The 14999-nt window shown below is 49.5% G+C and carries 16 protein-coding genes; 12 read left to right on the top strand and 4 right to left on the bottom strand.

Going from position 1 to position 14999, the window contains the following annotated elements:
* The first annotated feature begins 9 nt into the window (after positions 1 to 9).
* From wecB to MHB82_RS24330, 6 genes are all read left to right on the top strand, one after another.
* Complete coding sequence (gene wecB / locus MHB82_RS24355; RefSeq protein WP_095291945.1) at positions 10 to 1101, top strand: non-hydrolyzing UDP-N-acetylglucosamine 2-epimerase; 1092 nt, start codon at positions 10 to 12, stop codon at positions 1099 to 1101.
* Complete coding sequence (locus MHB82_RS24350; RefSeq protein WP_341176065.1) at positions 1094 to 2080, top strand: polysaccharide biosynthesis protein; 987 nt, start codon at positions 1094 to 1096, stop codon at positions 2078 to 2080. Before wecB ends, MHB82_RS24350 begins: the two co-directional genes overlap by 8 nt.
* On the top strand, positions 2077 to 2904 hold the full coding sequence (locus tag MHB82_RS24345) for a dTDP-4-dehydrorhamnose reductase family protein (RefSeq protein WP_095291943.1): 828 nt from the start codon (positions 2077 to 2079) through the stop codon (positions 2902 to 2904). Before MHB82_RS24350 ends, MHB82_RS24345 begins: the two co-directional genes overlap by 4 nt.
* Entirely contained in the window at positions 2886 to 3824 is a 939-nt protein-coding gene (locus MHB82_RS24340; RefSeq protein ID WP_153979826.1) for an NAD-dependent epimerase/dehydratase family protein, read from the top strand. The genes MHB82_RS24345 and MHB82_RS24340 overlap by 19 nt, the downstream gene beginning before the upstream one ends.
* Positions 3821 to 4537: a glycosyltransferase gene (locus MHB82_RS24335; protein ID WP_095361350.1), complete on the top strand. Its 717-nt coding sequence runs from the start codon at positions 3821 to 3823 to the stop codon at positions 4535 to 4537. The genes MHB82_RS24340 and MHB82_RS24335 overlap by 4 nt, the downstream gene beginning before the upstream one ends.
* Before the next feature lie 177 nt (positions 4538 to 4714).
* Positions 4715 to 5431 (top strand): glycosyltransferase, encoded by a 717-nt coding sequence (locus MHB82_RS24330; RefSeq protein ID WP_095361351.1) that lies wholly within the window; start codon positions 4715 to 4717, stop codon positions 5429 to 5431.
* On the opposite strand, the gene MHB82_RS24325 is transcribed toward MHB82_RS24330, so the two are convergent.
* From MHB82_RS24325 to MHB82_RS24315, 3 genes are read right to left on the bottom strand one after another with little or no spacing between them, the layout of a single operon-like run.
* Entirely contained in the window at positions 5419 to 5616 is a 198-nt protein-coding gene (locus MHB82_RS24325; protein WP_146239781.1) for a hypothetical protein, read from the bottom strand. The two genes, MHB82_RS24330 and MHB82_RS24325, sit on opposite strands and share 13 nt — an antisense overlap.
* Positions 5609 to 5779, bottom strand: a complete 171-nt coding sequence (locus MHB82_RS24320; protein ID WP_167301708.1) for a hypothetical protein — start codon at positions 5777 to 5779, stop codon at positions 5609 to 5611. Before MHB82_RS24320 ends, MHB82_RS24325 begins: the two co-directional genes overlap by 8 nt.
* Positions 5776 to 7014, bottom strand: a complete 1239-nt coding sequence (locus MHB82_RS24315) for a glycosyltransferase family 4 protein (protein ID WP_341176064.1) — start codon at positions 7012 to 7014, stop codon at positions 5776 to 5778. Before MHB82_RS24315 ends, MHB82_RS24320 begins: the two co-directional genes overlap by 4 nt.
* A 180-nt stretch (positions 7015 to 7194) precedes the next feature.
* Between MHB82_RS24315 and MHB82_RS24310 the strand changes: the two genes are divergently transcribed.
* Together MHB82_RS24310 and MHB82_RS24305 are read left to right on the top strand one after the other, a co-directional pair.
* The gene (locus MHB82_RS24310) at positions 7195 to 7554 is read left to right on the top strand and encodes a hypothetical protein (protein ID WP_341176063.1); all 360 of its coding nucleotides are present in this window, start codon (positions 7195 to 7197) and stop codon (positions 7552 to 7554) included.
* A 192-nt stretch (positions 7555 to 7746) separates the two neighbouring features.
* Positions 7747 to 9288 carry an MDR family MFS transporter gene (locus MHB82_RS24305; protein WP_341176062.1) on the top strand — a complete coding sequence of 514 codons (1542 nt, stop codon included), beginning with the start codon at positions 7747 to 7749 and terminating at the stop codon, positions 9286 to 9288.
* An 85-nt stretch (positions 9289 to 9373) separates the two neighbouring features.
* Here MHB82_RS24305 and MHB82_RS24300 read toward each other — a convergent pair whose 3' ends face one another.
* Positions 9374 to 10501: a glycosyltransferase family 4 protein gene (locus MHB82_RS24300; RefSeq protein ID WP_341176061.1), complete on the bottom strand. Its 1128-nt coding sequence runs from the start codon at positions 10499 to 10501 to the stop codon at positions 9374 to 9376.
* A gap of 316 nt (positions 10502 to 10817) precedes the next feature.
* Here MHB82_RS24300 and MHB82_RS24295 point away from each other — a divergent pair, with 316 nt between their 5' ends.
* From MHB82_RS24295 to MHB82_RS24280, 4 genes are read left to right on the top strand one after another with little or no spacing between them, the layout of a single operon-like run.
* Complete coding sequence (locus tag MHB82_RS24295) at positions 10818 to 11855, top strand: ABC transporter ATP-binding protein (RefSeq protein ID WP_341176690.1); 1038 nt, start codon at positions 10818 to 10820, stop codon at positions 11853 to 11855.
* The gene (locus tag MHB82_RS24290) at positions 11852 to 12568 is read left to right on the top strand and encodes an ABC transporter permease subunit (RefSeq protein WP_341176060.1); all 717 of its coding nucleotides are present in this window, start codon (positions 11852 to 11854) and stop codon (positions 12566 to 12568) included. Before MHB82_RS24295 ends, MHB82_RS24290 begins: the two co-directional genes overlap by 4 nt.
* Positions 12569 to 12572: 4 nt before the next feature.
* Complete coding sequence (locus tag MHB82_RS24285; protein ID WP_341176059.1) at positions 12573 to 13967, top strand: GldG family protein; 1395 nt, start codon at positions 12573 to 12575, stop codon at positions 13965 to 13967.
* Positions 13964 to 14968, top strand: coding sequence for a DUF4340 domain-containing protein (locus MHB82_RS24280; protein WP_341176058.1), 1005 nt, complete (start codon positions 13964 to 13966; stop codon positions 14966 to 14968). Before MHB82_RS24285 ends, MHB82_RS24280 begins: the two co-directional genes overlap by 4 nt.
* Positions 14969 to 14999 lie beyond the last annotated feature (31 nt).

Raw genomic sequence — 14999 nt, 5'->3', positions numbered from 1 at the left:
GGGATAACGATGAAGATCATGACGGTGCTGGGCACGAGACCAGAGATTATCCGGCTCAGCCTGATCATTTCCAAGCTGGACCAGTACGCGTCCAAGCATATTCTTGTGCACACAGGACAGAACTTCACGGAAAGTCTCAGCGGTCAGTTTTTCAAGGAAATGGGCCTGCGGGCGCCAGACTACGTCCTTCAGGACGAAGCTGCCTCGCTGGGCCGTCAGCTATCCTCCATGTTTACTCAAATGGAAGATCTGCTGCTTCAGGAAAAGCCGGACAAAGTGCTGCTGCTGGGTGATACCAACAGTGCACTCTGTGCCGTGCTGGCTGAACGCATGGGGATTCCGGTCGTTCATATGGAGGCAGGCAATCGATGCTTCGATCTGGATGTGCCCGAAGAGAAAAATCGAAAGGTCATCGATGCCATATCGACCATTAACATGCCTTATACCGAACAGAGCAAGAAGCACCTGGTTAATGAAGGTGTGCCCAGTCGGCGAATTGTGCTCACGGGCAATCCGATATACGAAGTCATGCGTCATTATGACGCCCAAGTGAACGCCAGTAAAATACTGAAAAAGCTCAAGCTGAAGTCTGGGCAGTACTTTTTGGTAACCGCCCACCGGGCAGAAAATGTAGATCATCCGCCTCATCTGCTGGAGATCATGAAAGGACTGAACCAGGTTGCGGAAGAACACGGCCTGCGGGTGATCTGCAGCATCCATCCCCGAACGGCCATCCGTATCGCAGAACATTTGCAGCTGGAGATGAATCCGCTTGTGGAATTCCACGAACCGTTCGGATTTTTTGACTTCGTCATGCTGGAACGACATGCACGCTGTGCACTGACGGACAGCGGAACCGTTCAGGAAGAATGCTGCATCATGGGGGTACCCACAGTCACCATGCGACGGACAACCGAACGTCCGGAGACGGTGGACTGCGGCAGCAACGTAGTCTCCGGTCTGGATGCAGCCCGCATTGCGGGATGTGTGAAGGTCATGACGGAGATGGCAAGTGACTGGGAATGCCCGCAAGGTTACAAGGCAACAGATGTATCCGGTAAAGTGGTCAAATTTCTGCTTGGAGGGAAAATACATGTTTGAAAATAAACGTATACTCGTGACAGGCGGTACTGGATCATGGGGGTATGAACTCGTGGCTCAACTGCTGCCTCAAAACCCAAAGGAAATCATCGTTTACTCCCGGAATGAATCAAGCCAGGTGGCCATGAGCCGCGAGTTCGAGGATCCTCGCCTTCACTTCCGAATTGGGGATATTCGTGACAAGGAAGCATTAACGGCGGCTTGCCAGCAAGTGGACTATGTATTCCATCTGGCGGCGCTCAAACATGTGCCGGTATGTGAAGATCAGCCTTATGAAGCGCTCAAAACCAACGTGATTGGTACTCAGAACGTGATTGAGGCTGCCATCGAAAACCATGTTAAAAAGGTCATTTATATCTCGACTGACAAGGCGGCCAACCCATCTAATTTCTATGGCATGACCAAGGCGATCGGCGAGAAATTAATTGTATATGCGAATTTGCTGCACAGTAATACCCGATTTGTGACTGTACGGGGCGGGAATGTACTTGGCACCAACGGCAGCGTGGTGCATCTCTTCAAGAACCAGATTCGTCAGAAAGGTCAAGTATCCATCACGGATATGAATATGACCCGTTTCTTCCTCACACTGAAGGATGCCATCACGTTGCTGTTCAAGGCTTCCGTAGAGAGTGTAGGCGGGGAAATTTTTGTCATGACGATGCCTACGTGCAAAATTGTGGACCTTGCAGAAGTGCTGATCGAGGATTCCGGCGTAGAGAACGTGGCCATTGTGGAACGTGGTACCCGGCCTGGTGAGAAAATTCATGAAATTCTGATGAGTGAATTCGAGAGCATGACAACGGTTGTTTATGACGAACAATATCTGGTCATTCTCCCTACACTCGGCATCCCGGGATTGCGTGAGCATTACACGAACTGCCCTCCGGTTTCCTTTAGCAGCTTCAGTTCAGAACATCAGCTGATGACGAAAGAGGAGATTCGCGACATTCTGAAACGCGGAGGATTCCTGTCATGAAGCTCCTGATACTTGGGGGAAACGGAATGGCCGGCCATGTTATGGTCGACTATTTCCGCCGTCAAGGTCTGCACAGTGTCTTCTACACCACGCGGGATGTGTCTGACCCGAACGGTCTGCTGCTGGATGTAAATGACAGCTATATGGTGGATCGTCTGGTGGAGGCTGTGCACCCGGACGTTATCGTTAATGCTGTTGGTGTGCTGAACAGCTTCGCAGATGAAGATAAAATTACCGCTTATCACATTAACGGCTTCCTTCCGCATCGTTTGCGGAGGGTGGCCGACACCATTGGCGCCCGACTCATTCATATCAGCACGGACTGTGTCTTCAGCGGGGATCGTGGTTCCTATACGGAGAATGATGTTACGGATGGGACATCATCCTACGCGATTACCAAGGCACTGGGTGAGGTTCATGATCCAGGGCACCTCACGATCCGCACCTCCATAATTGGGCCCGAAATCCGGAAGGGCGGCATCGGCCTGATGCATTGGTTTATGTCCCGCACAGGTGAAGTGGGTGGATATACGCGTGTGTTCTGGAACGGTGTAACTACACTGGAGCTGGCAAAATGGGTGGATCATTATCTGGCGTCACCTGTCAGTGGCCTGATTCATCTGGCGCATCCTGAACCGGTTAGCAAGCACGATCTGCTGCTTCTTTTCCAGCAGACCTGGAACAAGCAAGATGTGAATATTGTGCCTGATGACAGTCTTGTGCAGGATCGTACCCTCGTTTCCACACGCGAGGATGTGAAGACAGACCTTCCGGATTATTCTACGATGCTGAAGGAGCTGGCATTATGGATGGAGCAGAGCTAACGGGCAAGAACGTACTGATTACAGGGGCCTCCGGTTTTACCGGACGACATGCTGTAGCTTATTTTAAGAGCGTCGGTGCTAAGGTTGCCGCCGTGGTGCGGCGAGCAGGCGTGCATTCGTTTGGCGAAGGCGTAGCTGTACATGTGTGTGATCTTAATGATAAACAGCAGGTGCGTCAACTGATTGATGAGGTGCAGCCGGATTACGCGCTGCATCTCGCAGGGAAAAACTCAGTCCCCGACTCCTGGTCGGACCCGCTGCTTGTACTGGAAACGAATGTGATGGCTGTCCTGTATTTACTGGATGCTCTTCGAAGCTGTCCATCAGCAAGGACAGTCATCGTGGGATCCCGGTTGAAATACACCGTCGAACCAGGCCGAAAACCAGAGCCTCCTCATCCTTACAGTCTCAGCAAAGCGCTGGAAGAGATGGTGTCATTGTCATGGATGTCCCTGTTTGGGCAGCAGATCATGCTGGCTGAGCCCGGAAATTTGATCGGGGCCGGTCCTTCTACAGGCATCTGTTCGCTGCTCGCACGGCATGTGGTTGCCTGTGAGCAAGAGGGCAAACGTGAAGCTTTCCGTCTATCCGGGCGGGATAATACACGGGATTTCCTGGATGTACGGGATGCGGTCAGAGCCTATGCCACACTACTTGTGCATGGAACTACGGGAACTGTCTACCCGGTGGTTTCCGGGACGGAGCGCAGTCTGGGCGAAATCGCAGATACCTTGCTCTCCATGTCAGAGGCAGAAGTGCCTGTCCGCTGGGACGGAGCCTCTTCAGGGCCAGATGGGGCTGGCAAGGAAGAGGAGTTATCGCTGCTGCGTAAACTGGGATGGCAGCCTCAGATTCCATTTGCCCAATCCCTTCAGGATATTCTGAGCGATGTTCGGAAGCAAGGGGGAGGGGCCAAATGAATCCAAAAGTATCCGTTGTCATTCCATTCTACAATTGCCCTTATGTGCAGCAGGCGATCCAAAGTGCGATAAACCAGACGTATACCAACGTGGAGATCATTGTGGTGGACGACGGCTCTACAAGGCATGCGGAGCTTCTCCAGCCCTACCTGCCTTATATCTATGTGCTTGGCAAAAGCAACGGCGGCACAGCCTCGGCACTTAATCACGGCATTCGTCATGCTTCGGGTGATTATGTGGTCTGGCTAAGCTCGGATGATCTTCTCTATCCGGATAAAATACGTTATCAGGTCGAGTTCATGCAGCGGGAAAATGTGCTTGCCTCACATACCAACTTTCATTACATCAATGAACATTCGGCGGTTACCAAGCTGCATGGCGGAGCAGAACCGATGGCCGACGTTGACTGGCTGCGCCGTTTCGTGGGTGGCAATCCTGTCAATGGTTGTACCGTCATGATTCGCAAGGATCTGTTCGGAGCCGTAGGTCTCTTCGATGAGCTGCTTCCATATACGCATGATCTGGATCTCTGGCTGCGTATCCTGCTGAATGGATATCGTTTTCCATACCTGAATGAACCTCTTACGGCATATCGCTGGCACGGCGGGATGGGGTCGGTGCGTCATGCGGAGACAATTGGCAAGGAGGCTTCCATGGTCTGGTCCAGATATCGTGAACCTTTGCTGCAGCGAATTGCAGCCATGGGTGGTTGAACCGTATGAAGGGATTGAGGGGTTATGGGAGCGAGATACCATAATACCCTCTTTTCTATGTATCCGCTCATGCGTAATTCATGAACTTTCCCTCACAGATGCCCGCGAACCGGAGGCGGTTCCATCATATGATAAGGGTAGATGTTTTATAGAGAGGCGAGGAAAGGGGAGGCCCGAATGGAACCCAAAGTTTCTATTGTCATCCCGTTTTACAACTGTGCTTATATTGAGCAGGCTGTTCACAGTGCTCTGAACCAGACATATCCTCATATCGAGGTTATCGTGGTGGATGACGGCTCTACGCAGCATGTGGAGAAGTTGAAACCATTTACGGATCGTATCACCTATGTTCGAAAGGAGAATGGGGGGACGGCAACAGCCCTGAATGAAGGGATCAAGCGTGCGTCGGGGGACTATTTCGTCTGGCTCAGCTCGGATGACGTAATGCTGCTGGATCGGGTGGAGAAACAGCTGGAATTCATGCTTAAGGTAAAAGCTTCCTTCTGCCATGGGGCCTATCATTATGTCAATGAAAACAGTGAATGGATGGATACGGTTCAGCCTGAAGTAGGCAGCCGTCTCGAGATGCTGCAGGTGCTGCTCGAAGGCTGTCCCATTAACGGCTGTACCGTGATGCTGGAGATGGATGCATTTCGGAAGTTCGGCATGTTTGACACCGAGTTCCGCTATACCCATGACTATGAGATGTGGCTGAGATTATTTCCGGTCTACGAGCTGTTTTATTTCAACGAGCCCTTGATGTGTTACCGGGTTCATGATTCAATGGGAACCAAAAAACACTTTGAAGCATTAAAAGCCGAGATGGAAATGGTTCAGGCCAAACATCGGCCAATTTTGCTGAATCTGCTTCAGATCGGCGGTTATTGGCAGTAATCATGGGTACATTCGGACATAAAAGGTAAAAAAGCACGTAAAAGAGAGGGAATTTCTTCTGGTTCTCCTGAGTTGTGGACCAGTGGGGATGCTCTCTTTTTGCTTTTTGCATGATTTAGATCGTCTTTCAATGGAAATAACCCTCTTGCAGCAAGAGGGTCAGCATCCCCAATATGATTAATCATTAGAGCACATAATAGCCATTGCTTCCGGATCAGGCAGGGTATACCCCTTGGGGAGTGTTTCTACCAAGGCATTCATAATCTCGTAATTCACTTCAATGTGGGGGGTAGAGACAGGGACGGAAAACCAGCCATTATATAAATCACTCGGTACAAGCAGGGTCATATCGGGTGTCCTCCTTTTTGAATTGCTTCCTGATATACCTGTAGTGTGCGCATTCCCATTTCCTCCAGGGAGCGGTATTTCTCTGCCCAAGCCTTGGCCTGTGCGCCGACTCGCATACGAGTGGCGTCATCCTGCAACAGGGCGTTCAATAGTGCGCTCAGGGAGTCCACATCCTGCGGAGGAACGACCCAACCGGTATGAGCAGGCTCAACCATCTCCGGCATGCCTGCCGTGCCGCTTACGATAACAGGAAGTCCGGCAAGCTGGGCTTCCGTAACCGAGAAGGGCTGCGTGTCCTGCAGGCTGGGCTGTACATAAATATCGGCACGGCGCAGGAATGATGGGATGTTGTCCAATTTGCCCCAGAATACGATATCTCCTCCAACACCAAGATCATTAGCCTGGGAACGCAGGTCTTCCATCAAATTCCCTTCTCCCGCAATCCAGCAGACCCAATCAGAGCGAAGTTGCTTTAGGCTGGCCAGAGCGTTGATCAGTACATGAACGCCTTTGATAAATTCCAGTCTGCCTGTGAAGGCAATGACCTTCTTGCCTGCAGGGGGCCGCTGTCGGAACCGGACGGATGCCTGGGAACGGTAAGCGGGAAGGTCCACAGCATAAGGGATCAGCCGGAATTTGTCTTCAGGAACCTGCAGTGATGTCAGTGTACTTTTGATCCAGCGGCTGGATACCAGAATAAGCTCGGATTGTGCGGCGCTCCGCTGCTCCAGTGAGAGGAAATAGCGTCCGCGTCTGGATTGCAAATAGGCTGGAAGCGTAAGCTGCGGGTTGGATTTTTGCTCATCATAAAAGGTTTCGCGTGCAAGTGCTCCGTGATAACTGGTTACCATGGGGGTGTTCTTCTTCAGAATTCGTTTCATCGCCACGGCTGCCACAGGATCTTGTGCATGAATCATGTCATACTGTTCTACACCCAGACAGGCAGCAGCCATTTCAAATGCATATCGGTTCAGTTCGTAATATGCGAGGAGAGGATCGGCTGTAAATTGTGGAAGATCTGTCGGATTGAGCTTGGCTTGCAGCATAGGCGATACGTTTTCTTTGGAAAAGTTCCGATTCAGGTTACGGATATAAACTTCATTCTTCGCGCCATTCGTTCCCATGATATCGACTTCAACGCCAAGTGCCATCAACCTGTCGGCGAGCTGTTTTACATAGGTCCAGATGCCTCCCATTTGTGTAAGCTCCCAGTAGGTAACGAGCAGAACTTTCATAAGTACCTCCTTGTCACGGCCTGCACAGGCGGTTCTGCTATCCTTCTATTCTATGAGAGAAGCCGTGCCAAAGGCCGGGCAGGAAGGTACATCTGTCAAAAATGGGTGAATACAACTGGCATAGGATGCAGGGCAGCATAAACTATTACCAGGTCGTACACAGCAGAAGGAGGCACAAGTGTGGGTGCATATATATTGGAAATCCATGAGGGCATGCTTCAAACGGCTGTTCCGATAAAGTATATCGACGTGGAGGTTGCATTCGCAGGGGACGACGGAGCGGATGTATATGTCGGCGGGATCAGCCCAACCAGTGGAGAACTGTACAGGCATATCTTTCATATTGGAGCAGAGTCGACCGGTAGCAGCCGTAATCACATCATTCATGACCTGAACGTTTCACCTCATATGTGGCAACTGCGAATTATCAGCAATAAGAGCAGGCCCTATCATCTGGAGATTAGGGTATATTGCAGAAGTGCTTGTGGACAGACATTGGGTGTGCTCTCTGAACACCAGATGATTAAGTTGTCAGATTAGTTAGGCAAAATACAATTTGGAAAACTAGCCAAATCGGCGGAGCAGGAGAGAGCCTGTTCCCTTTTTTGTGTTTGCTTATACTGAATTTTACATAAGAAAATAGCTTGACAGCAAAGGTATTTTCATTAAAATAAAACCATGGTTAAAACAAAAGTTTAAAACGACGGTTTAAAACAAATGTTTGAATCAGTCATGATTATAAGGCTGTACGTGAGGGAAATTCCTCCAAGCCGGAAAAGAGAGTGGTCAATGAAACAACAAACAGCAGTTAACCAGAATCCGGAGGAGTTCTCGATCAGAACAATTATTCTTCCGCTCTTAGCCATCATCGTTGGTATGATCATGGTCATTCTGGATAGTACGGTCGTGAACGTCGCGATTCCGAATCTGGTACAGTACTTCGAGACAGATCTGAAGACAATCCAATGGACCGTAACGGGCTATACCTTGGCTTTGTCGGCAGTTATCCCATTAGCCGGATGGCTCACGGATCGTTTCGGTGCCAAAAGAGTATTTCTGTTCACCATAGCCATGTTTACCCTCGGATCGGTATTATGCTCGATTGCACAGTCTCCCGAGCAATTGATTGTGTATCGGATTATCCAGGGTCTTGGCGGAGGAATGGTGGCTCCTATTGGGATGGCTATGGTTTTTCGACTGGCTCCACCAGAAAGAAGGGGCTCCATCATGGGCATGCTCGGGATTCCAATGCTGCTGGCTCCTGCACTGGGACCGGTATTGTCTGGCTGGTTTATTCAGTCCCTCAGCTGGCACTGGATCTTCCTGATCAATCTGCCAATAGGTATTGCTGCTTTTATTCTATGTATCAAATTTCTGCCTGATACAGACCGTGGAAGAACACCCGCGCTTGACCTGCTTGGCATGATTCTCGCACCGATCGCATTCTCTATGCTCGCCTATGGTGTAAGTGAGGGTGGCACAAGTTGGACGTCCACTTCAACACTGACAGGTGTAATCGTTGGAGGCGTAGCGTTGATCCTTTTCATCATTGTGGAGCTGCGTCACCAAAATCCATTGCTGGAACTACGGGTCTTCAAATCCTACGATTTTACACGTGGTATTATTCTTGCATGGGTTTCACAAATTGCTTTGTTTGGGGCCATGATTTTGATTCCGCTCTACCTGCAGCAGATCAAAGGCTACACAGCTTTGGAAACAGGGTTAATCCTGCTACCACAAGCTTTAGCATCCGGTGTAGGCATGCCGCTTGGTGGCCGTTTGTTTGATAAAATCGGGGCGAGACCCCTCGCATTCGTGGGTCTGGGTATCATCTCGGGGGCACTCTTTATCCTGTCTTCTATTACATCCGAGACGGGTCTGGGTCTGATTATTCTTAGTCTCGTGATGATGGGACTCGGTATGGGTCTATCCATGATGCCACTGAATACGCATGTGCTAAACGCTGCTCCGCGCAAATTGGTTGGTCGGGTCACACCGCTTACCGCTGCTGCACAACAAGTCGTTGTATCATTTGCGGTTGCTGGTTTGACTGGTTTCCTGACTTCCCGAATTGCGACCAATACAAGTGGAACGGACGTTGGATCTGTCATTAAGGGCCTCGTGTCTGGTTTCAACGACACGTTTTTCCTGGCCGCATGTATTGCATTGTTCGGTTGTTTACTGAGTCTTATCCTCCGTAAACCAAAACGAATGCAGGAAGAAACGCTCCAGACCGGGGATGAACCGGATCCGGCCATGATGATGGGGCACTAATGGATCATCCTATTTTATGAATAGGTGCTTAATCTCTTTAATCCGAGGCAGTTCAGATATGTTCTGAACTGCCTTTTTGCATTGCTCATGAGAAGATTCTCAGGGCTGTCATCATTTCCCGGAAGGAAATAGCGTACCGATCCGGAGAGAATGAGGCGGTCATATGCTCTCTGCCCTGTTCACGGATATATTTACGCAATTTTTGGTTACGCATGAGTTCGACCGCTTCATCTACTGCTGCATTTACATTGCCCAAAGGATAGAATTTGCCTGTCTTGTTATGAGTAATGAACGAACGTACACCATCCGAATCGGTGCTGAGTACCGGGCAGCCGCAGCTGATGGCTTCGGCAACCGCATAACCAAAGCCTTCAAGAAGGGATGTCGAGAGCATGATTCCTCCAGAAGCAGCAATCATGGAGTAGAACGTGGGCATCTGCGAGTGAGGAACATTGACAAAGATGCCGATGCGGTCCTCCAAGCCATATTCAGCCAACATGTGACGGAACATCACTTCGTCTTCAGGATTGGCCAAGCTTGGATCATGAAACAGCCAAAGTCTGGCTTCGGGAATTTTTTTGATGATCTTACTGGATATGCTCAAGTATTCTCTCCAGTTTTTGTTGTGTTCCAGCCTCCCGACCCAAGCCAAAACGGGGTAGGGGGGAGTGTCTACGGGAACTGGAGCAAACGTATCGGTGTCCAGCATATTGGGGATAACAAACCGGTGCAGCCAAGGGCAGATATGAATAAACATATCCAGCAAGTGATCGGTAGGAGGCAGAACAGCAGCGTCACAATGGGCCTGGAGGTAAGGAATCGCCATCTGAATCGTTTCCAGTGCCTGATCTCTCGTACCGAGACCCTGAGCTTCAAATATAATTCGTCCTGTATAGCCGAGTCCTCTCAATCTACCAGGCATGGAAATATCCGAAGTCACAATAATGGCGTCATAATGCTGGCTGTGTATCAAAAAACGTATTTCTTCATCATTGGACGCGGTGAAGACCGGAGTACCAGTGCTGTTCTGCAAACCCGATCCTGTATAAAGGTACAATAGATGCGCTTCAATGCCATGACGTTGCAGAACGGCTGTCCGCAAGCGGTTCAAGGTATCCACGCCACCGCTTGGTACAAAAAACGTGAATAATACTTTCACACGGTTCACCCTCTGACTTTTGTGCAGGAACTCATACTCCTGAGCATTTTGCATAAATCCAATAAGCGACTTCCAATCCTCAATATATAGATGGAAATGGTCCTATTCGTCTATAATATTGTCCCTTGGAGCGAGTGGAATCGAATTATGCAAAATGCTGACTCCTGTACTGTATGGTACGTTTCCCCAATGCACAGGGTGTGGGTGAAACCTAAGTTGTTCACATTTTGGACATATATTTTTAATCTTTCTTTTAAGTGTCATTAAGCTGGGTTTAGGATAGACCCCGTAAGATACAAGGAACTTCCCGTGTAGACCATCTGGATTGATTGATGGCACACGGGTATTTTAACGGGAAAGGATGAATAATGTGCTCGAAGTGAAACAGGTCAGCAAAGTGTATGATGGACGGCGCGGCGTGCATCAACTGGATTTCACAATGGAGCGCGGTGAGATTGTTGGTTTTCTGGGGCCTAATGGTGCCGGCAAAACGACAACGATGCGGATGATCACCGGTTACCTGCAACCCACCGCCGGTTCGATTGTGGTTGATGGACAATCTGTGCATGATCAGGGAAGAGCTGTTCGTTCCAAAATCGGTTATCTTCCTGAAACACCGCCGCTATATCCGGACATGACGGTGCAGTCCTATTTGAAATTCGTGGCGAACCTGAGGGATGTTCCGGCACGGGAGATTAAACTGCGGATCAGTGAGATGGTCAGCAGGCTGGGGCTTCAGCAACGGGAAAAACAACTGGTGCGCGGACTATCCAAAGGTTATAAACAGCGCCTGGGACTTGCGGGAGCCATTATCCACAAGCCTGATCTGCTCGTCCTTGATGAACCTACATCAGGGCTGGACCCCAATCAGATTATGGAGATTCGTGATCTGATCCGGGAACTCGGTGAAAATCATACGGTGCTGCTCAGTACGCATATTCTGCCTGAAGTCAGCGCGCTATGTAACCGGATGTTGATTATTAACCAGGGCCAGCTCGTACTTGACGGTTCACCACAGCACTTTGGTTCTTCGATGGGGGATCAGTTTAAGGTATCCATTGAAGTCAAGGCAACAGAGCAGCAACTACATCATTTGCTGACACCTTGGGAGAAGGTGAGGAGGGAAGTTATTCAACCCTCAGACGGAAACGGCGGCACAGATCAGCAGGAAACGGTCAAAATGCTGCTTACCGGAGAGTCATCCGATGACTTCCGGGAAGAGCTGTTTTATCTTTTATCCGGAGCGGGACTGCCGATTCTGGAAATGAAGAAGGAAAATCTCAGTCTGGAGCAGATCTTCCTGAAGCTGACTACAACGGAACTAGACAATGAGTCACCGGATAAAGATACGCCTGACCCGGTTCGTGAAGACTCTGCGGATTCGCCAACAGAGGAGGAATCCAAATGAGACGAATGATGGCTATTTGCAATAAGGAACTTCAGGCGTATTTTTTGTCACCCACATCCTATTTCGCCTTCGCGGTCTATGTGCTGATGACAAGTTTATTGTTTTACTCCAGTTTCGTGTATTACCAGCCCAGTATTGTGGATTATCGCCTTGTGCTCGGTGATACCTTATCCATGCTGCTGTTTGTGGTGCCTTTATTAACCATGAGACTGGTGGCAGAGGAATTCAGGCAGGGTACAGATGAGCTGCTGCTGACCTCCCCGGCTCGGGTAACCGAAGTCGTATTTGGTAAGTATCTGGCCTCTCTGGCCATTCTGATCGTGCTTATTCTGTGCAGTTTGGTCTATCCGTTCATCATGTCGTTCTTCGGAACATTGGATGTGACTTCGGTTTGGCTGTCGGCGCTGGGACTCTTCTTCCTGGGCGGCAGTATGATGGCGATCGGATTGTTTGCTTCTACGTTATCTCAGCATCAGATGGTGTCTGCAGTGGCTGGTTTTATTATTTTGCTCGTATTGTGGATGCTTGATTCATTTGCAGGTAATACCGGTTCTGCTCTGCAGAAATGGCTTGATCCATTTGCGCTGACAAACCGTTTTGACAGCTTCATGAAGGGTGTGCTCAGTGGACCGGATATCTTGTATTATGTGACGCTATCGGGCGTATTTCTGCTACTGAGCATTCAAATCGTGGAACGGAAGCGGTGGAGGTGAGAAGATGAAAAAATGGTTAAGTCATACGAATAGTACGGTGCTGTCTGTAGCGGTCATCGGCATTTTCATTTTGCTTACGCTGTTTCTGAATTCGCTTGGCGGATTCCAGCTGGATCTGACGGCAAACAAACATTACACCTTATCGGACCAGTCACTGACCGCGATCAAAAATGTAAAGGATGACGTTAGCATTAAGGTATTAACGGTGGAGAACGCCAACAATACCGTCTTGAATCGCGAAGTGACGGACATGGTTCAAGAGTATACCAAGCGAAACAGCAAGCTGAAGATGGAACAGTATAATCTGACACAGGAACCGACGCTGGCCTCGAAATACGGCATCACAGGCAGTTCCATCGTCCTGGAGCAGGGGGATCAATATAAAGTTATTGATATCGCCAGTCTGTTTACAGCAGTAGGGGATGGCAGTGATGGGTCATACCAATTCACGGGGGAGGAAAAATTAACACAGGCTCTGATGAATCTGTCTTCCACCGAAATGAAGAAAATGGTATTCCTTACAGGGCATGAGGAGCTTGGCCTGGATCAGTTGACCACGCTTCGTTCGTCCCTGGAGCAAAACAATATTACAACAGAAGAACTGCAGCTCAATCAGGCCGGAGTGGTTCCCGAAGATGCGGACGTACTTGCGATCATTGGCCCGCAGCGTGATCTTAGTGATGCTGAATTAAAAGCCATTCGAACCTATCTGAGCAATGGTGGCAAGCTGATGTTGTCCCTCGGTTTTGTGGAGGATATGAAATCGAGTTGGAAAAATATTGATACGCTCATGGCGGATTATGGTGTGGTTGATGAGCATGCCGTAATGGTGGACAACCAGCAGGCCAGCACGATGGGCCCGTTATGGGTTGTACCCGAATACGGTACACATGCCATTACAGATAAACTGTCCGCAAGTCAGTTGTATCCGATGTTATCCCTGTCGATTGCCCTAACAAGCAAGGAACAGGAGAAATATACACTGTCGCCACTGATTCAATCTTCGAATGATAGTTATGGTGAGACGAATATTGAAGGCTTGCTGCAAAACGAAACAGCGAATGATCCGGATCAGGATATCCAGGGACCTGTCGAGCTAGGATATGCAGCAGATACGATCGAAGGCAAACCGAAAGCTGTGATCCTTGGATCTTCCATCTTCATGCAGGATTCGGAAATCGGGAATGGCGGTAACCGTGACTTCATTTTGAATACCTTCAATTATTTAAGTGAAAAAGAGGACGGGTTAACCATTCGCCCGCGGGTGCAGGCTGGTTATGAAGTGGCTTACCTGAATGGTGAGCAGGCCAGAACGATTTTCTTCGTTGCGATTGTGGGTTTCCCGCTTATCTTTGTTATCATAGGTGTATTCTTATGGTGGAGGCGCAGACGCGTATGAAGAAATGGATTCCGACGATTCTGGTCGTGTTGGTACTGATTGTGGGCTGGATTTATGCGGCCAATCAGAATTATTTTCGCGAAGAAGAAGCGGTGAAGGTCCAGCTGCTTGGCATTCAGTCTGATGATATCCAGTCAATTACCATTCATGACCTTAGTACAGGTAAGACCGAAGCAGAGGATTCATCCTCTTCATCTGCCCAATTGGAGCTGAAAGACGGCGTATGGAGCATGGTGGAACCCAAGGCGTATCCGCTTAACGGTTATACCATCAGCAGCTGGCTTGATGCGCTAAGCGGAGCAGAACAGGAATTGGTTGTGGAAGAGACGCCGACCGATCTGGAGAAGTATGGATTGGGTTCGACTGCTTCCCGTCTGGATATCAAAACCAAGGACAGCCGTGACATCACATTAAAGATCGGCGGACAGCTTCCGGCAGATGATGCCCGTTATGTGCAGGTGAATTCCGGGCCTGTTGTTGCTGTAAAGTCTGAGTCGATCAGCAATGTGGAGCTGACAAGGCATGATCTACTCGATACAACACCGTTTAATCTCGATGATACGAATGTGGCTTCTCTGGACTGGGAAGGAGAAGCAGCGACCTGGGTACTGAAGTCGGCTTCGGAAGACGGTGCGGCCGATCGGACATGGACGCTCAATGGTGAGACGGTTGAATCCACGGAAGCCGTATCTCTCATCGGCAAAATAAAAAATCTTTCCACTGCAGACGAAGTCCGTAAAGCTTCCGAGCTCAAGGATGCTGTACCACGATTCACTCTTTCCGTTGAGCAGAAAGTAAATGGAGAGAATGTAACCGACGTGTACCGGGGGCTTACCGTTGCATCGGAACCCGGTATCATCTACGTGATTACACCAGATGGTCAGTGGGCATATTCCCTTCAGGCGGATGCCTTGCAGGATGCGGAGAAGTTTCCCGATACGGTGAAGGCAGCTGACGATGCAGGAACTGGAAGTGAAGATTCAACCTCATCCACTGAGTAGTCTTGGAAAAGTGGATTTACGCGGTTTAGGT

Source organism: Paenibacillus sp. FSL K6-2862, assembly GCF_038005125.1.
GTDB classification, from domain to species: Bacteria; Bacillota; Bacilli; order Paenibacillales; family Paenibacillaceae; genus Paenibacillus; species Paenibacillus illinoisensis_A.
Note: the sequence above shows the minus strand (reverse complement) of the source record. Positions and strands in the feature narration are given on the sequence as shown.